This window comes from Streptomyces sp. NPDC021100 (assembly GCF_044333095.1).
GTDB lineage: Bacteria > Actinomycetota > Actinomycetes > Streptomycetales > Streptomycetaceae > Streptomyces.
In genome coordinates, this window is sequence record NZ_JBIRQH010000009.1 from 59,068 (window position 1) to 78,473 (window position 19,406).

The following is a 19,406-nucleotide window of genomic DNA, read 5'->3' on the forward strand; positions in this document are numbered from 1 at the left end:
CCGACGGGCACTTGGCGGTGCCGCACGGCTGCGTTCCGTCCCCGGCCCTTCACGATACGTGCCGAACGCGCCACGGCGGGCGCGTACCGCTCAGATCGTCGGACCTGATGAACCCCACCGAACACGGGCCGCTCACCCGGCTGTTCGGACTCCGTACACAACACCGGCCACCGGTCCGGACCTTCCCGTCGCGCGCCCGCGTTCATCCGAGGACAGCGACGGCGACGGACCAGGCCCGGCCGCCCCGAGGACCCGCCGGAAGCGGGACGCCGGTCTCGCTACTTCTGGACGACGAGAGCGATGACCGTCCCGATGACCGCCAGGACGACCACCGCCACCACCAGGAGCAGCACACGCTTCTGCACCGGAGGGCGCATCCGCACCAGGGTCTCGGTGTAGGCGCCGCCCGTCGGTGCCGGCTCGGTGCGTGCCGTGGCCGCGGAGCCGGAGAGGGGCGCGTCGCGCAGCGGCCGGAAGGCGCTGCCGGACGTCTCGCCGCTCCCCTGGGCCCCCGCGGATCCTCTGGAGCCTCTGGAACCCACCACACCCGCGGAACCGGGGGCCCCGAAGCCCCCGCCGGGCCGCTCGGAGGACGCCGAGGCGGCGACGGGCTTCCGCGCCGCCTTCCCGGACGCGGGCCGCTCGGGCCGCGCCGTCCGCTCGGTCCGCTCGCCACCACCGGGACCACCGGCCCGATCGGCCCCCTGAGCGGCGGCGGGCCCGGCGAGCCCCTTGGGCACGGCGATGGCCTGCGTGGCGTCCGTGGCGGGCGTCCGGGCGGGCAGCCGCTCGTCGGGCGCGTTGACGGCCTCCGTCAGCAGTGCCCGCGCGCCCGCCTCGTCCAGCCGCTTCTGCGGGTCCTTGGCGAGCAGCCCGTACATGACGCCCTCCAGCGGACCCGCGTTCTTCGGCGGGCCCAGCGGCTCGGTCATGACGGCGGTCAGGGTGGCGATGGCCGACCCCTTGTCGTACGGCGGGGCGCCCTCGACGGCCGCGTAGAGCAGGCCGCCCAGCGACCACAGGTCGGCCGGCGGGCCGGGCTTCTGGCCGCGGGCCCGCTCCGGGGATATGTACGAGGGGGCGCCGACGAGCATGCCCGTCGAGGTGACCGAGGGGTCGCCCTCGACCTGGGCGATGCCGAAGTCGGTGAGGACGACGCGGCCGTCGTCGGCGATGAGCACGTTGGACGGCTTCACGTCGCGGTGCAGGATGCCCTGGAGGTGGGCCGCGCGCAGCACGTCGAGGACGGCGAGGCCGACCTCGGCGGCGCGCCGCCACTTCAGCGGCCCGTCCTCGCGGATGACGTCGGCGAGCGAGCGGCCCTCGATGAGCTCCATGACGATCCAGGGGCGGTCGTCCTCGTGCACCACGTCGAAGACGGTGACGGCGCCGGCGCTGCGGATCCGGGCGATCGCCTTGGCCTCGCGGAGGGTACGGGTGATGAGGCGGCGCTTCTCGTCCTCGTCGATGTTGGCGGGGAAGCGCAGTTCCTTGACGGCGACGACGCGTCCCAGCGTCTCGTCGGTGGCCCGCCAGACCGTGCCCATGCCACCCCGGCCGAGCACGTCGCCGAGGCGGTAGCGCCCGGCGAGGAGGCGCCCGGTCGTGCCCTGCGTCTGCTCCGCGTCCGACATGCGTCCCCTCTGGCATTCAGCTCTGCGACCAACCGACCCCGGCCGAGGGACCATTGTCTCTCATCCGCCGACCAGAGGAAGGCCAGGGTCCGGGCGACCATGGATGATGAGCGCATGCCGACGCGCAGTGCCTTCTCGCGCCTCACGGCGGCCATGACCGCGCTGTGCTGCACCGTCACGGCCCTGACGACGGCGTGCGATGGCGACCCTGCCCGCTCCCCTGTACAGGACATCGTTGCACGAGGACCGGTTCCCGGCGCCGCCGAGCTGTCACAAGATGCTCACGGTGTCTCCCGGTTCACCACCGCGGGGGTGGCGGACCTGCGCACCGGGCGGCGCATCGGCCGCACGGACCGCTTCCGGGCCGGCAGCATCACCAAGACCGTCGTCGCGACCGTCGTCCTCCAGCTGGCCGCCGAGGGCCGGCTGCGGCTGGACGAACCGGTGGCCGGACTGCTGCCGCGGCGGGCCGCGGCCTGGCTGCGCCGCGCGGGGAGCCGGACGGCAAGCAGTGCGGAAAGCGGACGGAAGGTCACGATCCGCCAACTCCTCACCCATACCAGCGGTCTGTTCTCCTATACGGACGACGCGACGCTGCTCCGTTCGTCCTTCGGCACGGGGTTCGCGGGCCACCGTTTCGAGACGCACCCGCCCGAGGCATTGGTACGGACCGCACTCGGCCACCGCCCGTACGCCCCGCCCGGCACCCGCTACCACTACTCGAACACCGACTACGTACTCCTCGGTATGGCCATCCGTCAGGTGACGGGCCGTCCCTACGCCGAAGAGGTACGCCGCCGCGTCATCCGGCGCCTCGGCCTGACGGGGACCAGCCTCCCCGGCACCCGAGTCACCCTGCCCGAGCCGCACGGCCGCGCCTACTCCCCGACGCCCCGGGGCGGACCGGCGGACGTCACCGACCTCAACCCCTCGGTCGCGGGCGCGGCCGGCGAACTCGTCTCGACCCTCCCGGACCTCAACCGCTTCTTCGCCGCCCTGCTGAGCGGCGAGCTCCTCCCCGTCGGCGCCCTCCGCCTGATGCGCGACACGGGCGCCTCGCGCGGCCGGTACGGCATGGGCCTCTTCCCGGTGCGCCTCCCGTGCGGGGTGACGCTGTGGGGGCACAACGGCGAGATCAACGGCTCGTACGCGGGCACGATGGGGACGGCGGACGGGCGGCACGTCCTCACCTACCGGGCCAACTCGGACACGGGCGTGGACGCGGCGGCGGAGGAACGGCTGCTGCGCGCGGAGTTCTGCTGACGGAGGCGCCCCTTCACCCCAACGGCTGGATCTCCGGCGCCCCCAGCCGCGCCGCGTCCGCCGTCCGGTCGTCGGGCTGGAGCTGCGACTCCCGCTCCGCCTCCACCCGCTTCTCGTAGTGCGCGATCTCCTTCTCCACCTGCTCCGCGTCCCAGCCCAGCACGGGCGCCATCAACTCGGCCGCCTCCCGGGCGCACCGCGTGCCCCGGTCGAAGGTCTCGATGGAGATGCGGGTGCGGCGGGTGAGGACGTCATCCAGATGCCGGGCGCCCTCGTGGGAGGCGGCGTAGACGACCTCGGCGCGCAGATAGTCCTCGGCACCGCCGAGCGGCCGGCCGAGGGAGGGGTCGGCGGTCACCAGGTCGAGGACCTCGCCGACCAGCGAGCCGTACCGGTTGAGCAGGTGCTCGACGCGGGCGACGTGCAGGCCCGTGCGCCGGGCGAGCTGCGCGCGGCCGTTCCACAGCGCCCGGTAGCCCTCGGCGCCGGCGAGCGGCACGTCCTCGGTGACGCAGTCGGCGACCTTCTGCGCGAGCCCGTGCACCGCCTCGTCCACCGCGTCCTTGGCCATCACCCGGTAGGTGGTGTACTTCCCGCCCGCCACGACCACGAGCCCCGGCACCGGATGGGCGACGGTGTGCTCGCGGGAGAGCTTGCTGGTCGCGTCCGACTCCCCGGCCAGCAGCGGGCGCAGTCCGGCGTAGACGCCCTGTACGTCGTCCCGGGTCAGCGGGACGGCGAGCACCGAGTTGACGTGTTCCAGCAGGTAGTCGATGTCGGCGCTGGACGCGGCGGGGTGGGCCTTGTCCAGGTCCCAGTCGGTGTCCGTGGTGCCGATGATCCAGTGACGGCCCCAGGGGATGACGAAGAGGACGCTCTTCTCGGTGCGCAGGATGAGCCCGGTGGTGGAGTGGATGCGGTCCTTGGGGACGACGAGGTGGATGCCCTTGGACGCCCGGACGTGGAACTGCCCGCGCTCGGCGATGAGCTGCTGGGTGTCGTCCGTCCACACTCCGGTCGCGTTGACGACCTGCCGGGCCCGTACCTCGTACTCGCCACCTTGCTCCAGGTCGCGCACCCGCGCCCCGACGACCCGTTCGCCCTCGCGCAGGAAGCCCACGACGCGCGCCCGGTTGGCGCAGGCGGCGCCGTACGCGGCGGCGGTGCGCACCAGGGTGGTGACGTAGCGGGCGTCGTCCATCTGGGCGTCGTAGTACTGGAGGGCGCCGACCAGGGCGTCCTTGCGCAGGCAGGGCGCCACGCGCAGCGCGTGCTTCCGGGTGAGGTGCCGGTGGACGGGCAGTCCGCGGCCGTGGCCGGAGGAGACGGACATCGCGTCGTACAGCGCCACGCCGGAGCCCGCGTAGAGCCGCTCCCAGCCGCGGTGCTGGAGGGGGTAGAGGAACGGCACGGGCTTGACGAGGTGCGGGGCGAGCCGCTGCAGCAGCAGGCCGCGCTCTTTCAGGGCCTCGCGCACGAGGGCGAAGTCGAGCATCTCCAGATAGCGCAGGCCGCCGTGGATGAGCTTGCTGGACCGGCTCGAGGTGCCGGCGGCCCAGTCCCGGGCCTCGACGAGCCCGGTGGCCAGGCCGCGCGTGGCGGCGTCGAGCGCGGTGCCCGCGCCGACGACGCCGGCGCCGACCACCAGGATGTCGAGCTCCCGTTCCGCCATCCGGGCGAGCGCCTCGCCGCGCTCGGCCGGCCCGAGTGTCGCTGTCCTCACCGCTGCCTCCCGCTGCCGCGTCCGCTGCGTGTGCCGTCCGTCCGCCGGTGCCTGCCGGCCACCGCCGGTCCCGCCGGCGTCACCTCCGATGCTGCACCAGATCCGGCGGCCCGGCTGTGCCGGGTACCCGCCCGGGCAGAAGTCATCCCACGGTCATCCCGCGCCGCACCGAACCCTCGGCCGTCTCCCGCCACACCCGTGACACGAATGGCGACGCCTGACGCGACAATGCCCGGAATATGTCGTATATCCCCTTAACCTGATCTACGACATCCGACTACGTCATTCGTCAACGTTCGGGGATCGGTCCGGCGTCCCCGCCCGCAGGACCCCACGGCTCCTCACCGGGAAGGACCGCTCGCACATGCCCGCAGACCTCGCCGTCATCGGCCTCGGCCACCTCGGCCTCCCGCTCGCCCAGGCCGCCACCGCCGCCTCCCTGGTCACCATCGGCTACGACCCCGACCCGCACACCGTCGCCGAGCTGCGCGCCGGCCGCCCGCCCGCCGAGGACGGCGGCACCCTCACCGCCGCCGAGCTCCGCCGGATGCTCGCCGCCGGCTTCCGCGCCACGACGGAGGACGCCGAGCTCGGCAGAGTCCGTACGGCCGTCATCTGCGCCCCCACCCGGCTCGGCGAGAACCGGGCGCTGGACCTCGGGGCCGTCGAGGACGCCGCCCGCGCCCTGGCGGCCCGGCTCCGGCCGCACACCACCGTCCTCCTGGAGTCCGCGGTCCACCCAGGCGCCACCGAGGACGTCGTACGCCCCCTGCTGGAGGCGGGCTCCGGCCTGTGCGCCGGCCGCGACTTCCACCTCGCCTACTGCCCCGGCCGCGCCGACCCCGGCAACCGGGACCGGGGCGTCGCCCGCGTCCCCAAGGTCGTCGGCGGCCTCACCCCCGCCTGCACCGAGGCCGCCGCCGCCTTCTACGGCCGCTTCTGCGAGAAGATCGTCCGCGCCCGCGGGCCCCGCGAGGCCGAGACGGTCCGCATGTGGGAGACCAACTACCGGCACGTCAACATCGCGTTCGCCAACGAGATGGCCGTCTTCTGCCACGACATCGGCGTCGACCTCTGGGACGTCGTCCGCTGCGCCGAGACCAAACCCTTCGGCTTCCAGGCGTTCCGCCCCGGCCCCGGCGTCGGCGGCCACGGCACCCCCATCGACCCCAACTACCTCTCCTACCAGGGCCGCAGCCTCGGCTACCCGCTCCGCATGGTCGAACTGGCCCAGGAGGTCAACGGCCGCATGCCGCGCTACGTCACCCAGCGCTGCGCCGCCCTCCTCAACGAACACGGCAAGTCCGCCCGCGGCGCCCGCGTCCTCCTCCTCGGCGTCGGCTACAAGGCCGACATCGGCGACCAGGAGGGCTCCCCCGCCCGCGAGATCGCCTGCCGCCTGATGGAACTCGGCGCCCAGATCGGCTTCCACGACCCGTACGTGCCGCAGTGGCGCGTCATGAACCGGCCCGTGCCGCGGGTGGACTGCCTGTACGAGGCGGCGGCCGCGGCCGACCTCACCGTGCTCCTCCAGCACCACCGGACGTACGACTTGCAGGGCTTGGCCGTGAAGGCGCAGCTCCTGCTGGACACGCGGGGCGCCAGTCCGGCGGGGGCGGCGTACCGGCTGTGAGGTGCCCCGGTCCCGCCCCTTCGCCGATTCCTGGGGCTGCGCCCCAGACCCCCTTGCCCTCAAACGCCGGACGGGCTGAATATCGCGCCCGAGCGCACGATTCAGCCCGTCCGGCGCTTGAGGACAACCGCGCGGAGCGCGGTTTCGGGGGTGCGGGGGCCCGCCCCCGCAAGAAACGGGAAGGGGCGGGCCTGGGGCCTCCTACAGCCGGCCGCTGGCCGGCAACCGCGGCTGCGCGTCAAGCAGCGTCCGCAACTTCGCGAAGTCCTCGACGCACCGCCCCGTCCCGACCGCCACACAATCCAGCGGCTCATCCGCCACAAGCACCGGAATATCCAGCTCCCGACTCAACCGCACATCCAGCCCCCGCAACAACGCACCCCCACCCGTCAGCACGATCCCCCGGTCCATGATGTCCCCCGACAACTCCGGCGGCGTCTCGTCCAGCGTCTGCCGCACCGCCATCACGATCGCGTCCACCGGCTCGCTCAAGGCGTGCCGGATCTCGTCCGCGGTCAGCGACAGCGTCTTCGGCAGACCGCTCACCTGGTCCCGCCCCCGGATGGAGAACCGGTCAGGAGGCAGCAGCCCCTGCGTCTCCTCGGGGTCACCACCCCCGTCGGCCTCCGGGTGCTTCTCCAACTGCCGTGCGACGGCGGCGAGTCCGGCGGCCGTCCACTTCCCGGTGGGCGCCGCGGAGCCGATGCTCAGCTTGATCTCCTCGGCGGTGCGCTCACCGATCGCGAGCGCGTACTCCTTCTTCACGTAGGAGATGATCGCCGCGTCCATCGCGTCGCCCGCCGTCCGCACGGACCGCGCGGTGACGATGCCGCCCAGGGAGATGACGGCGACCTCCGTCGTGCCGCCGCCGATGTCGACGACCATGCAACCGGTGGGCTCGCTGACCGGCAGGCCCGCGCCGATCGCCGCCGCCATGGGCTCCTCGACGAGGTGCACGGCGCGCGCCCCGGCCTGGGAGGCGGCCTCGATGACGGCCCGGCGCTCGACGCCCGTGATGCCCGACGGCACGCACACCACGACCCGCGGCCGGGAGAACCGCCGGTTCCCGGTGACCTTCTTGATGAAGTGCCGCAGCATCCGCTCGGCTACCTCGAAGTCGGCTATGACGCCGTCGCGCATCGGGCGGATGGCCACGATGTTCGAGGGGGTGCGGCCGATGGTCTCCTTGGCCTCGGAACCCACGGACAGCACACTGCCGTCATCAGCGTTGACGGCCACGACCGAGGGCTCGTTGAGCACCACTCCCTTCCCCCGCACGTACACCAGTGTGTTGGCGGTGCCGAGGTCGATGCCCATGTCCCTGCCGCTGAACGACTTACTTTGCGCCATAAGTCGCCAGTATTCACCATCACCGAACCTTTATACGGAGTTGACGGCGGAGACCGGCCGCCCGCACGAGGCCGAAGACGCCGAAGGGCCCGGCCGCCGAAGCGATCCGGGCCCTTCGGCCGCACAAGACGGAACGTCAGCGGTTGTCGTGCTGCGACGGCGCGACCGTCACCTCGACCCGCTGGAACTCCTTGAGCTCGCTGTAGCCCGTGGTCGCCATCGCCCGGCGCAGCGCGCCGAAGAAGTTCATCGACCCGTCGGGGGTGTGCGAGGGGCCGAGGAGGATCTCCTCGGTGGTGCCCACGGCGCCCAGGTTCATCCGCTTGCCGCGCGGCACGTCCTCGTGGACGGCCTCCATGCCCCAGTGGTGGCCGCGGCCCGGCGCGTCGGTGGCGCGGGCGAGCGGGGAGCCCATCATCACGGCGTCGGCGCCGCAGGCGATGGCCTTGGGCAGGTCGCCGGACCAGCCCACGCCGCCGTCGGCGATGACGTGCACGTAGCGGCCGCCGGACTCGTCCATGTAGTCGCGGCGGGCGGCGGCCACGTCGGCGACCGCGGTCGCCATCGGGACCTGGATGCCCAGCACGTTGCGGGTGGTGTGCGCGGCGCCGCCGCCGAAGCCGACGAGGACGCCGGCCGCGCCGGTGCGCATCAGGTGCAGGGCGGCGGTGTACGTGGCGCAGCCGCCGACGATCACCGGCACGTCGAGCTCGTAGATGAACTGCTTGAGGTTCAGCGGCTCGGCGGCGCCGGAGACGTGCTCGGCGGAGACGGTGGTGCCGCGGATGACGAAGATGTCGACACCGGCGTCGACGACGGCCTTGGAGAACTGCGCGGTGCGCTGCGGGGAGAGCGCGGCGGCGGTCACGACACCGGAGTCGCGGACCTCCTTGATGCGCTGCCCGATCAGCTCTTCCTTGATCGGCGCGGCGTAGATCTCCTGCATCCGCTTGGTGGCGGCGTGCTCGTCCAGCTCGGCGATCTCCGCGAGCAGCGGCTCCGGGTCCTCGTACCGGGTCCACAGGCCCTCGAGGTTGAGCACGCCGAGGCCGCCCAGCTCACCGATGCGGATGGCCGTCTCGGGGGAGACGACGGAGTCCATCGGCGCGGCCAGGAACGGCAGCTCGAAACGGTAGGCGTCGATCTGCCAGGCGATCGAGACCTCCTTCGGGTCACGGGTGCGCCGGCTGGGGACGACGGCGATGTCGTCGAACGCGTACGCCCGGCGTCCGCGCTTGCCGCGCCCGATCTCGATCTCAGTCACGTGTGTGGCCTTTCCTTCTACGACTGCCGCACTCCAGTATCACCGACGCGCGCACCACTCAGCCCGTCCGGCGATTGAGGACAGCCGCGCGGAGCGCGGTTTCGGGGGTGCGGGGGCCGGCCCCCGCGAGAAACGGGAAGGGGCGGGGCGGGGAGAGACCCCGCCCCGCCCCACCGGCGCTCACCGCCGCGAGTAGTTCGGCGCCTCGACCGTCATCTGGATGTCGTGCGGGTGGCTCTCCTTGAGCCCCGCCGAGGTGATCCGCACGAAGGTGCCCTTGTCCTTGAGCTCCTGCACATTGGCGGATCCCACATAGCCCATGGACGCCCGGAGTCCACCGATCAGCTGGTGGGCGACGGAGGCCAGCGGGCCGCGGTAGGGCACCTGGCCCTCGATGCCCTCGGGCACCAGCTTGTCCTCGGAGAGGACGTTGTCCTGGAAGTAGCGGTCCTTGGAGAAGGAGCGCGCCTGGCCGCGGGACTGCATCGCGCCGAGCGAGCCCATGCCCCGGTAGGACTTGAACTGCTTGCCGTTGATAAAGACCATCTCGCCCGGCGACTCCTCGCAGCCCGCGAGCAGCGAGCCGAGCATCACCGTGTCGGCACCGGCGGCGATGGCCTTGGCGATGTCGCCGGAGTACTGGAGGCCACCGTCGCCGATCAGCGGGACGCCCGCCGCGTGGCACGCCTGCGCGGCCTCGTAGATGGCGGTGACCTGCGGGACGCCGATGCCGGCGACCACGCGGGTGGTGCAGATCGAGCCGGGGCCGACGCCGACCTTGACGCCGTCCACACCGGCGTCGATCAGCGCCTGGGCGCCGTCGCGGGTGGCGACGTTGCCGCCGACGACGTCCACGTCGATGTTGGACTTTACCTTGGAGATCATGTCGAGGATGCCGCGGCTGTGGCCGTGGGCGCTGTCCACGACGAGGAAGTCCGCACCGGCCTCGACGAGCGCCTGGGCCCGCTCGTACGCCTCGGCGCCGACGCCGACCGCCGCGCCGACGACCAGCCGGCCCTCGGCGTCCTTGGCGGCGTTGGGGTACTGCTCGGCCTTGACGAAGTCCTTGACCGTGATGAGGCCCTTGAGCACCCCGGCGTCGTCCACCAGCGGCAGCTTCTCGATCTTGTGGCGGCGGAGCAGCTCCATGGCGTCCTCGCCGGAGATGCCGACCTTGCCGGTGACCAGCGGCATCGGCGTCATGACCTCGCGCACGGCGCGGCTGCGGTCCGTCTCGAAGGCCATGTCGCGGTTGGTGACGATGCCGAGCAGCCTGCCCGCCGGGTCGGTGACCGGCACGCCGCTGATGCGGAAGCGGGCGCACAGCGCGTCGGCCTCGGCCAGGGTGGCGTCCGGGCGGACGGTGATCGGGTCGGTCACCATGCCGGACTCGGAGCGCTTGACCAGGTCGACCTGGTTGGCCTGGTCCTCGATGGACAGGTTGCGGTGGAGGACGCCCGCGCCGCCCTGGCGGGCCATGGCGATGGCCATCCGGGCCTCGGTGACCTTGTCCATGGCGGCGGAGAGCAGCGGGATGTTCACCCGGACGTTGCGGGAGACGCGGGAGGAGGTGTCGACCGCGTTCGGCAGCACCTCGGAGGCGCCCGGCAGCAGCAGGACGTCGTCGTAGGTCAGACCGAGCATCGCGAACTTGGCGGGCATCCCGGCGGCGTGGTCAGTCATGACACCTTCCCAAATACGGAGTTCTGCGGCGGGGCCGGGCGGGGCCGTCACCACCGGCGGCTGCCGCCGCGGGACCCGGAACCCCCTTGCCTCAGCGAGGACTCCCATGCTAACGGCCGCCGCAGGTGTCCCATTCCACGATCGGTGAGGATCGCGTCACTTGGACGTTCCTACCAAGGCCTGCCAAGCAGTGGCGCTCACTGTTCGGCGAGCGCCCGCAGCCTGCTCAGCGCCCGGTGCTGGGCGACTCGGACCGCGCCCGGCGACATGCCCAGCATCTGCCCGGTCTCCTCCGCGGTCAGCCCCACGGCGACCCGGAGCAGCACCAGCTCGCGCTGGTTCTCCGGGAGGTTGGCGAGGAGCTTCTTGGCCCACTCCGCGTCGCTGCTGAGCAGCGCCCGCTCCTCGGGGCCGAGGGAGTCGTCGGGCTGCTCGGGCATCTCGTCGGAGGGGACGGCCGTGCTGCCGGGGTGGCGCATGGCCGCCCGCTGGAGGTCGGCGACCTTGTGCGCGGCGATGGCCACGACGAACGCCTCGAAGGGCCGGCCGGTGTCCCGGTAGCGGGGCAGCGCGCAGAGCACGGCGAGGCAGACCTCCTGGGCGAGGTCGTCCACGAAGTGCCGGGCGTCGCCGGGCAGCCGCGACAGCCGGGTGCGGCAGTAGCGCAGCGCCAGCGGGTGCACCAGGGCGAGCAGGTCGTGGGTGGCGCGCCGGTCGCCCTCGACGGCCCGGGTGACGAGGGCGCCGATCTCGCCCGGCCCCGCCGCTCCGGACGGCGCCGCGCCGGCGGGCGCTCCCGCGGGTGCGCCGGTGGCCGGGCCCGCGCCGGGGCCCGTCGGGGGGGCTGCGGCCGGACCCGTGGCGAGGAGCGGCCCCGGGGTCTCGTCGTCGCGCATCGGTCCATGGTGCCTGGGTGTCCGACGATCCACGGCACCGCCTTCATAGTTGTGCGTCGAACCGTTACGCGTCGGTGTCCTCGCACTCACGTCTCGCGTCGCCCCCTTCCGGGTATACCCGCCCCGCGCCCACGACTCCCCCGATAGCTTGGGCCCGTGCCGTCCGACGTCCGGCCGTACGACCACGGGCTGCGCCTGTCCGTCATGAGGTCTCTTCTGGCCGAGCGAGAAGAGCCGGCCTCTGGCGGGGAGGAGTCACACCTCAAGGATGCGGCATCCGTCGGGCTTTCGGCGCCGGGCGTCGGCGCCGCGGGGTCGCCGTGCGCGTCACCCGGCACCGCGCGGCCCGGGACGCCCCGCCCGCGCGGGGTCCGTCCGGCCCTTCCGGTTCCTCCCGTCGACGGCCCTGCCGACACCGGCCGTCGTCGCCCGAGGTGTGACCACGCGCCGCGACCGCGCGGCGCCGCGTACCCGCTCCGCCGCTAGCGGACCAGGCCCCAGCGGAAGCCGAGGGCCACGGCGTGCGCCCGGTCCGAGGCGCCCAGCTTCTTGAACAGCCGCCGGGCGTGCGTCTTCACGGTGTCCTCGGAGAGGAAGAGCTCGCGGCCGATCTCGGCGTTGGACCGCCCGTGGCTCATGCCCTCCAGCACCTGGATCTCCCGGGCGGTGAGGGTGGGCGCCGCGCCCATCTCGGCCGAGCGCAGCCGCCGGGGGGCGAGCCGCCAGGTGGGGTCGGCGAGCGCCTGGGTCACCGTGGCCCGCAGCTCGGCGCGCGAGGCGTCCTTGTGCAGGTAGCCGCGGGCGCCGGCGGCTACCGCGAGGGCCACCCCGTCCAGGTCCTCGGCGACCGTCAGCATGATGATGCGGGCGCCGGGGTCGGCGGAGAGCAGCCGGCGCACCGTCTCGACGCCACCCAGACCGGGCATGCGTACGTCCATCAGAATGAGGTCCGAACGATCGGCGCCCCAGCGGCGGAGGACTTCCTCGCCGTTGGCCGCCGTCGTCACGCGCTCGACGCCGGGCACGGTCGCCACCGCACGCCGGAGCGCCTCTCGGGCAAGCGGGGAGTCGTCGCAGACGAGGACGGATGTCATGGCCGTCCTCCGCAGCTGATGCGCGTCACCTTGAGCCTCCAGGCTGGTACTGATCGTCACCTGCGCGATTGGCGAGACGCCTGCTGAGCAGACCGCCGCGGACCATCTCGGACACCTGCCCGACCGCTGCATTCGCCAACCGCCTCCGCACTCTCAACGACGGTCACCCGAAAGAGTTACGGGCTTGGTCGGCCGTGTTCGGCACTCTACGTGAGGGCCCGGATACGGAGCAGGGCGCACGGGGGGCGCTCGTCAGATCGTTCGAGTCGTGCCCCATTTGCCCGCTTGGAGCCGTTTTTCTTCACATTCGCGGACAACTGTGGCTAGATTCGCAATGAGTCATATTTTCATCTGCTCATAGGGATCCTGACGGGCCCGCCGGTACCACCGCGGTCCCACCACCGTCGCATCGATGCGCTTCGATCCGTTTCGAGGGGACACGCAATGGCAGATTTCTCCCGGCTCCCCGGCCCCAACGCCGACCTGTGGGACTGGCAGCTGCTGGCCGCCTGCCGCGGCGTCGACAGCTCGCTGTTCTTCCACCCGGAGGGCGAGCGCGGCGCCGCCCGCAGCGCCCGCGAGGCCTCGGCGAAAGAGGTCTGCATGCGCTGCCCGGTGCGCGCGGAGTGCGCGGCGCACGCGCTGGCGGTCCGGGAACCCTACGGGGTGTGGGGCGGACTCACCGAGGACGAACGCGAGGAGCTCATGGGCCGGGCGCGACAGCGGCCCGTACCGGCGGGCGGCACGAGTCCGATGAGCGCGTGAGGCCGGCGGGGCGGACGGGCGGCCGCCGGGTACACCGGGGGCACCCGGGGCGGCCGGGCGGACACCCTCTGGAACCACCGGAGCCCCCGGGCCACCAGGCGCGCCGGCCGGCCCCGCGGCGGAGGGTGAAGCACGCCCCCGCCCGGTCACGAAGCGTGTTCGGCGGACGTGAGGCGGGCACGCCCGCGGCCCCGGGGCCGCGGCCGCCGGCCGACGGTCAGCGGCGCGCCGCCGCCGCCAGCCGGTCGAGCATCTCCGCGACGGCCGGCACCCGCGCCAGGTCGGGCAGCGTCAGCGCCACGACCTCCCGCTCCACGACCGGCTCCACCGGCACCGTCCTGGCCCCCCGGTGGCGTACCGACTCCACCGCGAGCTCCGGCATCACCGCCACCCCGAGACCGGCACCGACCAGGCCGAACACCGCCGGGTAGTCGTCCGTCGCGAAGTCGATCCGCGGGGTGAAGCCCGCGTTCTCGCAGATCTCGACCAGATGCCGGCGGCAGCGCGGGCAACCCGCGATCCACGGCTCGCCGGCGAACTCGTCGATGCCGATCCGCTCCGCGTCCGCCAGCGGGTGCCCCTCGGGGACCACGCCGACGAGCCGGTCGGTGAGCAGCGGCCGGACGACGAGGTCGTCCTTGCCCCAGCCCCCGTCGGCCTCCGCGTCCGCGCCGGCCGGAGAGCCCGGACCGCGCGTCTCGGGGTAGCGGAAGGCCAGCGCGATCTCGCAGTCACCGGCCCGCAGCATCTCCACCGAGCGCGGCGGCTCGGCCTCCTCCAGGGAGATCTGGATGCCGGGACGGGCGGCGCGCATCCCGGCGAGGGCGGTGGGGACCAGCGTCGAGCTGCCGCTGGGGAAGGAGACCAGCCGCACCCGGCCGGCGCGCAGCCCGGCGATGGCGGCGATCTCCTCCTCGGCGGCGGTGAGCCCGGCGAGGATGCCGGCGGCGTGCCGGACGAGCGCCCGGCCCGCCTCGGTGAGCCGCGTCTCCCGGCCGGTGCGGACGAGCAGCGGGGTGCCCGCGGACTGCTCCAGGGCCTTCATCTGCTGACTGACGGCGGGCTGGGTGCAGCCCAGCTCACGGGCGGCGGCGGAGAACGAACCGGTGGTGGCCACGGCGCGCAGCACGCGCAGGTGGCGGGCCTCGATCATAGAAAAAGCATAAGCGGCGCTTGGAGGAGACCGGAAATACCACCCGGGGCCTTTGGGGCGTCCGGGGCGGCCTCGGGCCGCGCCCACCGCCTAACCTCGTCGGATGCGCATCCTCTCCGTCAACGTCGGCCTTCCCCGTACCGCCGCCGACCGCTCCCTGCCGGGCAGCGCCTTCGCGGCCGGCCTCGCCTCCGGCATCGACAAGCGGCCCGTGGCCGGCCCGGTGGCGGTGGCCGCGCCCGGGCCCAAGGGCGAGGCCGGCGGCGGGCTCGCCGGTGACGCGGTCGTCTCGTGGAAGCACCACGGCGGGGACGACCAGGCGGTGTACGCCTTCGCCCGGGAGGACCTCGACCGCTGGGAGCGGGAGTTGGGCCGGACGCTGCCGGACGGTTCGTTCGGCGAGAACCTCACCACGTCCGGGGTGGACGTGAGCGGCGCCCGGATCGGGGAGCGGTGGCGGGTCGGCGACCGGCTGCTGCTGGAGGTCACCTCGCCGCGTATCCCCTGCCGGACGTTCGCGGACTGGCTGGGCGAGCGGGGCTGGATGCGGCGGTTCACCGAGGAGGCCGCCCCGGGCGCGTACCTGCGGGTGCTCGAACCGGGGGAGGTCCGTGCGGGTGATCCCGTCACCGTCGTCCACCGCCCCGGTCACGAGGTCAGCGTCGCCTTCGCCTTCCGCGCCCGGACGACCGAACGGGCGCTGCTGCCCCGTGTTCTGGCGGCCGGCGACGGGCTGCACCCCGACCTGCGGGCGAAGGCCGAGCGGTACGTGGCGTCGCCCCCGGCCGCCGAGGAGGTACCGGCCTGACGGAAGGCAAGCCGCCACGCGGTGTCGCCGGGCACTAACGTTCCCGTATGACGACTGCACTGATCACGGGAGCGACGGCCGGCATCGGCGCGGCCTTCGCGCGACGGCTGGCCGCCGAAGGTCACCACCTGGTGCTGGTGGCCCGCGACGAGAAGCGGCTGGGCGAGCAGGCGACCGAACTCCACGACCGGCACCGGGTGGAGGTGGAGGTGCTGCGGGCCGACCTCTCGACGGAGGACGGCATCGCCGCCGTCGAGGAACGGCTCTCGGACCGGAAGCAACCCGTCGATCTGCTGGTCAACAACGCCGGGTTCGGCAACAAGGGCCGCTTCCTGGAGGTCACCGTCCAGGACGAGCTCACCATGCTCAAGGTGCACTGCGAGGCGGTGCTGCGGCTGACCATGGCGGCCGCGCGCGGGATGCGGGAGCGGCGGCGCGGCGGGGTGATCAACGTGGCGTCCGTCGCCGCGTTCGTACCGCGCGGCACGTACGGGGCGAGCAAGGCGTGGGTGGTGCAGTTCACCCAGGGCGCGGCGCGGGACCTGGCGGGCAGCGGGGTGCGGCTGATGGCACTGTGCCCGGGCTTCGTCCGGACGGAGTTCCACGCGCGGGCCGGGATGGGGACGGACAACATCCCGGGCTGGATGTGGCTGGACGCGGACCGGCTGGTGGACGCGGCGCTGAAGGACCTGGCGCGCGGGAAGTCCCTGTCGGTGCCCGATCCGCGGTACAAGGCGCTGACGGGTCTGTCGAAGCTGATGCCGCGGGGTGCGGTCGCCCGGGTGTCGTCCTCGACGGGCCGCAGGTACGGGCCCAACTGACGCGCCGCGGCGCGGACATGCCGGAGGCCCGGCACCCCCTCGGGGGTGCCGGGCCTCGGCGGTGCTGCCGGTGCCTCGGTGGGCGTGGCCTCAGTGGGCGTGGCCGTGACCGTGGCCGTGGCCGGCCTCGGGCTCCTCTTCCTTCTTCTCGACGACCAGGGTCTCGGTCGTGAGCAGCAGGGAGGCGATGGAGGCGGCGTTCTCCAGGGCGGAGCGGGTGACCTTCACCGGGTCGATGACGCCGGCGGCGACCAGGTCGCCGTACTCGCCGGTCGCGGCGTTGAAGCCCTGGCCCTTGTCGAGCTCGGCGACCTTGGAGGTGATGACGTAGCCCTCCAGGCCGGCGTTCTCGGCGATCCAGCGCAGCGGCTCGACGGCGGCGCGGCGGACGACCGCGACACCGGTGGCCTCGTCGCCGTCCTTGCCCAGGTTGTCGTCCAGCACCTTGACGGCGTGGACCAGGGCGGAGCCACCACCGGAGACGATGCCCTCCTCGACCGCGGCGCGGGTCGCGGAGATGGCGTCCTCCAGACGGTGCTTCTTCTCCTTGAGCTCGACCTCGGTGGCCGCGCCGACGCGGATGACGCACACGCCGCCGGCGAGCTTGGCGAGGCGCTCCTGGAGCTTCTCGCGGTCCCAGTCCGAGTCGGTGGTCTCGATCTCGGCCTTGATCTGGGCCACGCGGCCGGCGACCTCGTCCGAGTTGCCGCCGCCGTCGACGATGGTGGTGTCGTCCTTGGTGATGGTCACGCGGCGGGCGGAGCCGAGCACGTCCAGGCCGACCTGGTCGAGCTTGAGGCCGACCTCCTCGGCGACGACGGTGGCACCGGTGAGGGTGGCCATGTCGCCCAGCATCGCCTTGCGGCGGTCGCCGAAGCCGGGGGCCTTGACGGCCACGGCGTTGAACGTGCCGCGGATCTTGTTGACGACGAGGGTGGAGAGGGCCTCGCCCTCGACGTCCTCGGCGATGATCAGCAGCGGCTTGGAGCCACCGGCCTGGATGACCTTCTCCAGCAGCGGGAGCAGGTCGGCGATGGCGGAGATCTTGCCCTGGTGGATCAGGATGTACGGGTCGTCGAGGACGGCCTCCATACGCTCCTGGTCGGTGACCATGTAGGGCGAGAGGTAGCCCTTGTCGAAGGCCATGCCCTCGGTGAAGTCGAGCTCCAGACCGAAGGTGTTGGACTCCTCGACGGTGATGACGCCGTCCTTGCCGACCTTGTCCATCGCCTCGGCGATGAGCTCGCCGACCTGCTTGTCCTGGGCGGACAGCGCGGCCACGGCGGCGATGTCGGACTTGGAGTCGATCGGACGCGAGGTCGCGAGCAGCTCGTCGGAGACGGCCTTGACCGCGGCGTCGATGCCCTTCTTCAGGGCGGCCGGGGAGGCACCGGCGGCGACGTTGCGCAGACCCTCGCGGACCAGCGCCTGGGCCAGCACGGTCGCGGTGGTGGTGCCGTCACCCGCGATGTCGTTGGTCTTGGTCGCCACCTCCTTGACGAGCTGGGCGCCCAGGTTCTCGTACGCGTCCTCCAGCTCGACCTCGCGCGCGATGGTGACGCCGTCGTTGGTGATGGTGGGGGCGCCGAACTTCTTGTCGATGACGACGTTGCGGCCCTTGGGGCCGATCGTCACCTTGACCGTGTCGGCAAGCTTGTTGACGCCGCGCTCGAGGGCGCGACGGGCGTCCTCGTCGAACTTCAGGGTCTTCGCCATGGGTTACGTATCCTTCGCCGTGTCTCTCAAACGAACTGCGCCCCCGGCGCCCGGTTGTTGGACGCGGGTACCAGGGGCACAGAACAAAAGCCTCGAGAATTCGAAAGCTTCGGGGTGAACTACTTCTCGATGATCGCGAGCACGTCGCGGGCCGAGAGGACGAGGTACTCGTCGCCGTTGTACTTCACCTCGGTGCCGCCGTACTTGCTGTAGAGCACGACGTCGCCGACCTTGACGTCGAGCGGCAGGCGCTCGCCGTTCTCGAATCGGCCCGGGCCCACGGCGAGGACGGCACCCTCCTGGGGCTTCTCCTTCGCGGTGTCCGGGATGACCAGGCCAGAGGCCGTGGTCTGCTCGGCGTCCAGCGGCTGGACCACGATGCGGTCCTCGAGCGGCTTGATGGCAACCTTGGAGCTGGCGGTCGTCACGATCCGACCTCCCCCTTCGGAGATCTCACGGGGTCAATTGTCTGAGGTGGCGACCAGGTGGATCCGTCGTCGCGGGTGCCGGACCTGCCCGTCGCTGTGTTTGGCACTCGCCGGTGGAGAGTGCCAACGGAGCCGAGACTATGACGCGCTTAGCACTCGGTCAAGCGGAGTGCCAATTTGCGGGCGCGCGCCGGGGGCTTCCGGGCGCGTCGCGCGCCCCTTCATCCGGTGACGCGCCCGCTGTCAGACGTAGTCCTCCAGCCGCGCCACGGTGAACCCCTGCCGCTGGACGCTGCGCACCATGTTGGCGACCATCCCCGTCATGGTCGTGCCCTTGAGCTCGGCGGGACCGCGGAAGTGCGCGAGCACGATGTCGCCGGGACGAAGCTTCCCCGCTTCGGCGTACCTCATGTCATTGATCTGCATCGTGGCCTCCCACAGCACGACGGCCTTGACCCCGCAGGAGCCGGCCGCCGCCAGGGTGGCGTCGTTGTAGTTGCCGTACGGCGGACGGAAGAGCTCCGGCCGCTTGCCGAACCGCTTCCTCAGCGTCTCCTGCTGCCCGCAGATCTCCCGCTTCTGCGCCTCGGCGGAAAGGGTGCGCAGATTGGGGTGGGTGAGCGTGTGGTTGTGCACGCCGTTGCCGAGGGCGCGCAGCTCGTCGAAGTAGCCGTAGCCGCGCCCGGCGCGCGCGGCGCTGTCCGTCAGGAACATGCTGAACGGCAGCTTGAGGTCCTTGGCCATGCGCAGGAACGCCGGGTCCTTCTCGGCGCCGTCGTCGAAGGTCAGGAAGACGACCTTGTCCTTGGTCGGCACCCGCCGGACGATCTGCGGCGTCCCGCCCTTGTGGTGCTCGGTGAGCCGGGTGGCGGGCGGCGCCGGGGGCGGGGCGAGCGGCTTGTCGAGCCCCCAGCGGCGGTACGCGGCGGGGTCCGGGGCGGGGGTGCTCCGCTTCTCCTTGGGCTGCTCGGCGGCCCTCGTGGTGCCGGACCCCGTCCCCCCGCCCTCCTTCTTCGGGCCGTCCGACCCGGAGGAGCACCCGGAGAGCAGCAGGGCGGCGGCGCAGAGCGGGACGAGGGAGAGGCGGGCGGAGCGGCGGATGCGGCTGCGTATTCGGCTGCGGTTTCGGCCGCGGTGTGGGCCGGTTCCAGGCGGAGTCACAAGAACGATTCTTG

At 72.7% G+C, this 19,406-nt stretch carries 16 protein-coding genes; 5 read left to right on the top strand and 11 right to left on the bottom strand.

The window, feature by feature from the left end:
* Positions 1-278: 278 nt before the first annotated feature.
* Positions 279-1,634: a protein kinase gene (locus tag ACH4PU_RS18270; RefSeq protein ID WP_398272720.1), complete on the bottom strand. Its 1,356-nt coding sequence runs from the start codon at positions 1,632-1,634 to the stop codon at positions 279-281.
* A gap of 114 nt (positions 1,635-1,748) precedes the next feature.
* Here ACH4PU_RS18270 and ACH4PU_RS18275 point away from each other — a divergent pair, with 114 nt between their 5' ends.
* Positions 1,749-2,897 (top strand): serine hydrolase domain-containing protein, encoded by a 1,149-nt coding sequence (locus tag ACH4PU_RS18275; RefSeq protein ID WP_398272722.1) that lies wholly within the window; start codon positions 1,749-1,751, stop codon positions 2,895-2,897.
* Between the two features lie 13 nt (positions 2,898-2,910).
* Here the strand turns inward: ACH4PU_RS18275 and ACH4PU_RS18280 are convergent, their stop codons facing one another.
* A complete protein-coding gene (locus tag ACH4PU_RS18280) occupies positions 2,911-4,620 on the bottom strand; it encodes a glycerol-3-phosphate dehydrogenase/oxidase (protein WP_398272723.1) in 1,710 nt (569 codons plus the stop codon).
* 364 nt (positions 4,621-4,984) lie between these two features.
* Between ACH4PU_RS18280 and ACH4PU_RS18285 the strand changes: the two genes are divergently transcribed.
* The gene (locus tag ACH4PU_RS18285; RefSeq protein ID WP_398272725.1) at positions 4,985-6,253 is read left to right on the top strand and encodes a nucleotide sugar dehydrogenase; all 1,269 of its coding nucleotides are present in this window, start codon (positions 4,985-4,987) and stop codon (positions 6,251-6,253) included.
* 201 nt (positions 6,254-6,454) lie between these two features.
* Here ACH4PU_RS18285 and ACH4PU_RS18290 read toward each other — a convergent pair whose 3' ends face one another.
* From ACH4PU_RS18290 to ACH4PU_RS18310, 5 genes are all read right to left on the bottom strand, one after another.
* Complete coding sequence (locus ACH4PU_RS18290) at positions 6,455-7,603, bottom strand: rod shape-determining protein (RefSeq protein WP_398272727.1); 1,149 nt, start codon at positions 7,601-7,603, stop codon at positions 6,455-6,457.
* A gap of 136 nt (positions 7,604-7,739) precedes the next feature.
* On the bottom strand, positions 7,740-8,867 hold the full coding sequence (locus tag ACH4PU_RS18295) for a GuaB3 family IMP dehydrogenase-related protein (protein WP_004955655.1): 1,128 nt from the start codon (positions 8,865-8,867) through the stop codon (positions 7,740-7,742).
* A gap of 180 nt (positions 8,868-9,047) precedes the next feature.
* Positions 9,048-10,550, bottom strand: a complete 1,503-nt coding sequence (gene guaB / locus ACH4PU_RS18300) for an IMP dehydrogenase (RefSeq protein WP_398272729.1) — start codon at positions 10,548-10,550, stop codon at positions 9,048-9,050.
* A gap of 197 nt (positions 10,551-10,747) precedes the next feature.
* Positions 10,748-11,446 (bottom strand): sigma-70 family RNA polymerase sigma factor, encoded by a 699-nt coding sequence (locus ACH4PU_RS18305; RefSeq protein WP_398272731.1) that lies wholly within the window; start codon positions 11,444-11,446, stop codon positions 10,748-10,750.
* Positions 11,447-11,928: 482 nt separating this feature from the next.
* Positions 11,929-12,540, bottom strand: a complete 612-nt coding sequence (locus ACH4PU_RS18310; RefSeq protein WP_003948568.1) for a response regulator transcription factor — start codon at positions 12,538-12,540, stop codon at positions 11,929-11,931.
* 444 nt (positions 12,541-12,984) lie between these two features.
* On the opposite strand from ACH4PU_RS18310, the gene ACH4PU_RS18315 reads away from it, so the two are divergent.
* The gene (locus ACH4PU_RS18315) at positions 12,985-13,305 is read left to right on the top strand and encodes a WhiB family transcriptional regulator (RefSeq protein WP_398272733.1); all 321 of its coding nucleotides are present in this window, start codon (positions 12,985-12,987) and stop codon (positions 13,303-13,305) included.
* Between the two features lie 217 nt (positions 13,306-13,522).
* On the opposite strand, the gene ACH4PU_RS18320 is transcribed toward ACH4PU_RS18315, so the two are convergent.
* The gene (locus ACH4PU_RS18320; protein ID WP_398272736.1) at positions 13,523-14,458 is read right to left on the bottom strand and encodes a LysR family transcriptional regulator; all 936 of its coding nucleotides are present in this window, start codon (positions 14,456-14,458) and stop codon (positions 13,523-13,525) included.
* A gap of 103 nt (positions 14,459-14,561) precedes the next feature.
* On the opposite strand from ACH4PU_RS18320, the gene ACH4PU_RS18325 reads away from it, so the two are divergent.
* Together ACH4PU_RS18325 and ACH4PU_RS18330 are read left to right on the top strand one after the other, a co-directional pair.
* Complete coding sequence (locus tag ACH4PU_RS18325; protein ID WP_398272738.1) at positions 14,562-15,266, top strand: MOSC domain-containing protein; 705 nt, start codon at positions 14,562-14,564, stop codon at positions 15,264-15,266.
* A gap of 47 nt (positions 15,267-15,313) precedes the next feature.
* Positions 15,314-16,087 (top strand): SDR family NAD(P)-dependent oxidoreductase, encoded by a 774-nt coding sequence (locus ACH4PU_RS18330; protein WP_398272740.1) that lies wholly within the window; start codon positions 15,314-15,316, stop codon positions 16,085-16,087.
* Between the two features lie 90 nt (positions 16,088-16,177).
* On the opposite strand, the gene groL is transcribed toward ACH4PU_RS18330, so the two are convergent.
* From groL to ACH4PU_RS18345, 3 genes are all read right to left on the bottom strand, one after another.
* On the bottom strand, positions 16,178-17,803 hold the full coding sequence (gene groL, locus ACH4PU_RS18335; RefSeq protein ID WP_185942517.1) for a chaperonin GroEL: 1,626 nt from the start codon (positions 17,801-17,803) through the stop codon (positions 16,178-16,180).
* Between the two features lie 119 nt (positions 17,804-17,922).
* Positions 17,923-18,231 (bottom strand): co-chaperone GroES, encoded by a 309-nt coding sequence (gene groES / locus ACH4PU_RS18340; protein ID WP_004955293.1) that lies wholly within the window; start codon positions 18,229-18,231, stop codon positions 17,923-17,925.
* 243 nt (positions 18,232-18,474) lie between these two features.
* The gene (locus ACH4PU_RS18345; protein WP_398272743.1) at positions 18,475-19,392 is read right to left on the bottom strand and encodes a polysaccharide deacetylase family protein; all 918 of its coding nucleotides are present in this window, start codon (positions 19,390-19,392) and stop codon (positions 18,475-18,477) included.
* Positions 19,393-19,406 lie beyond the last annotated feature (14 nt).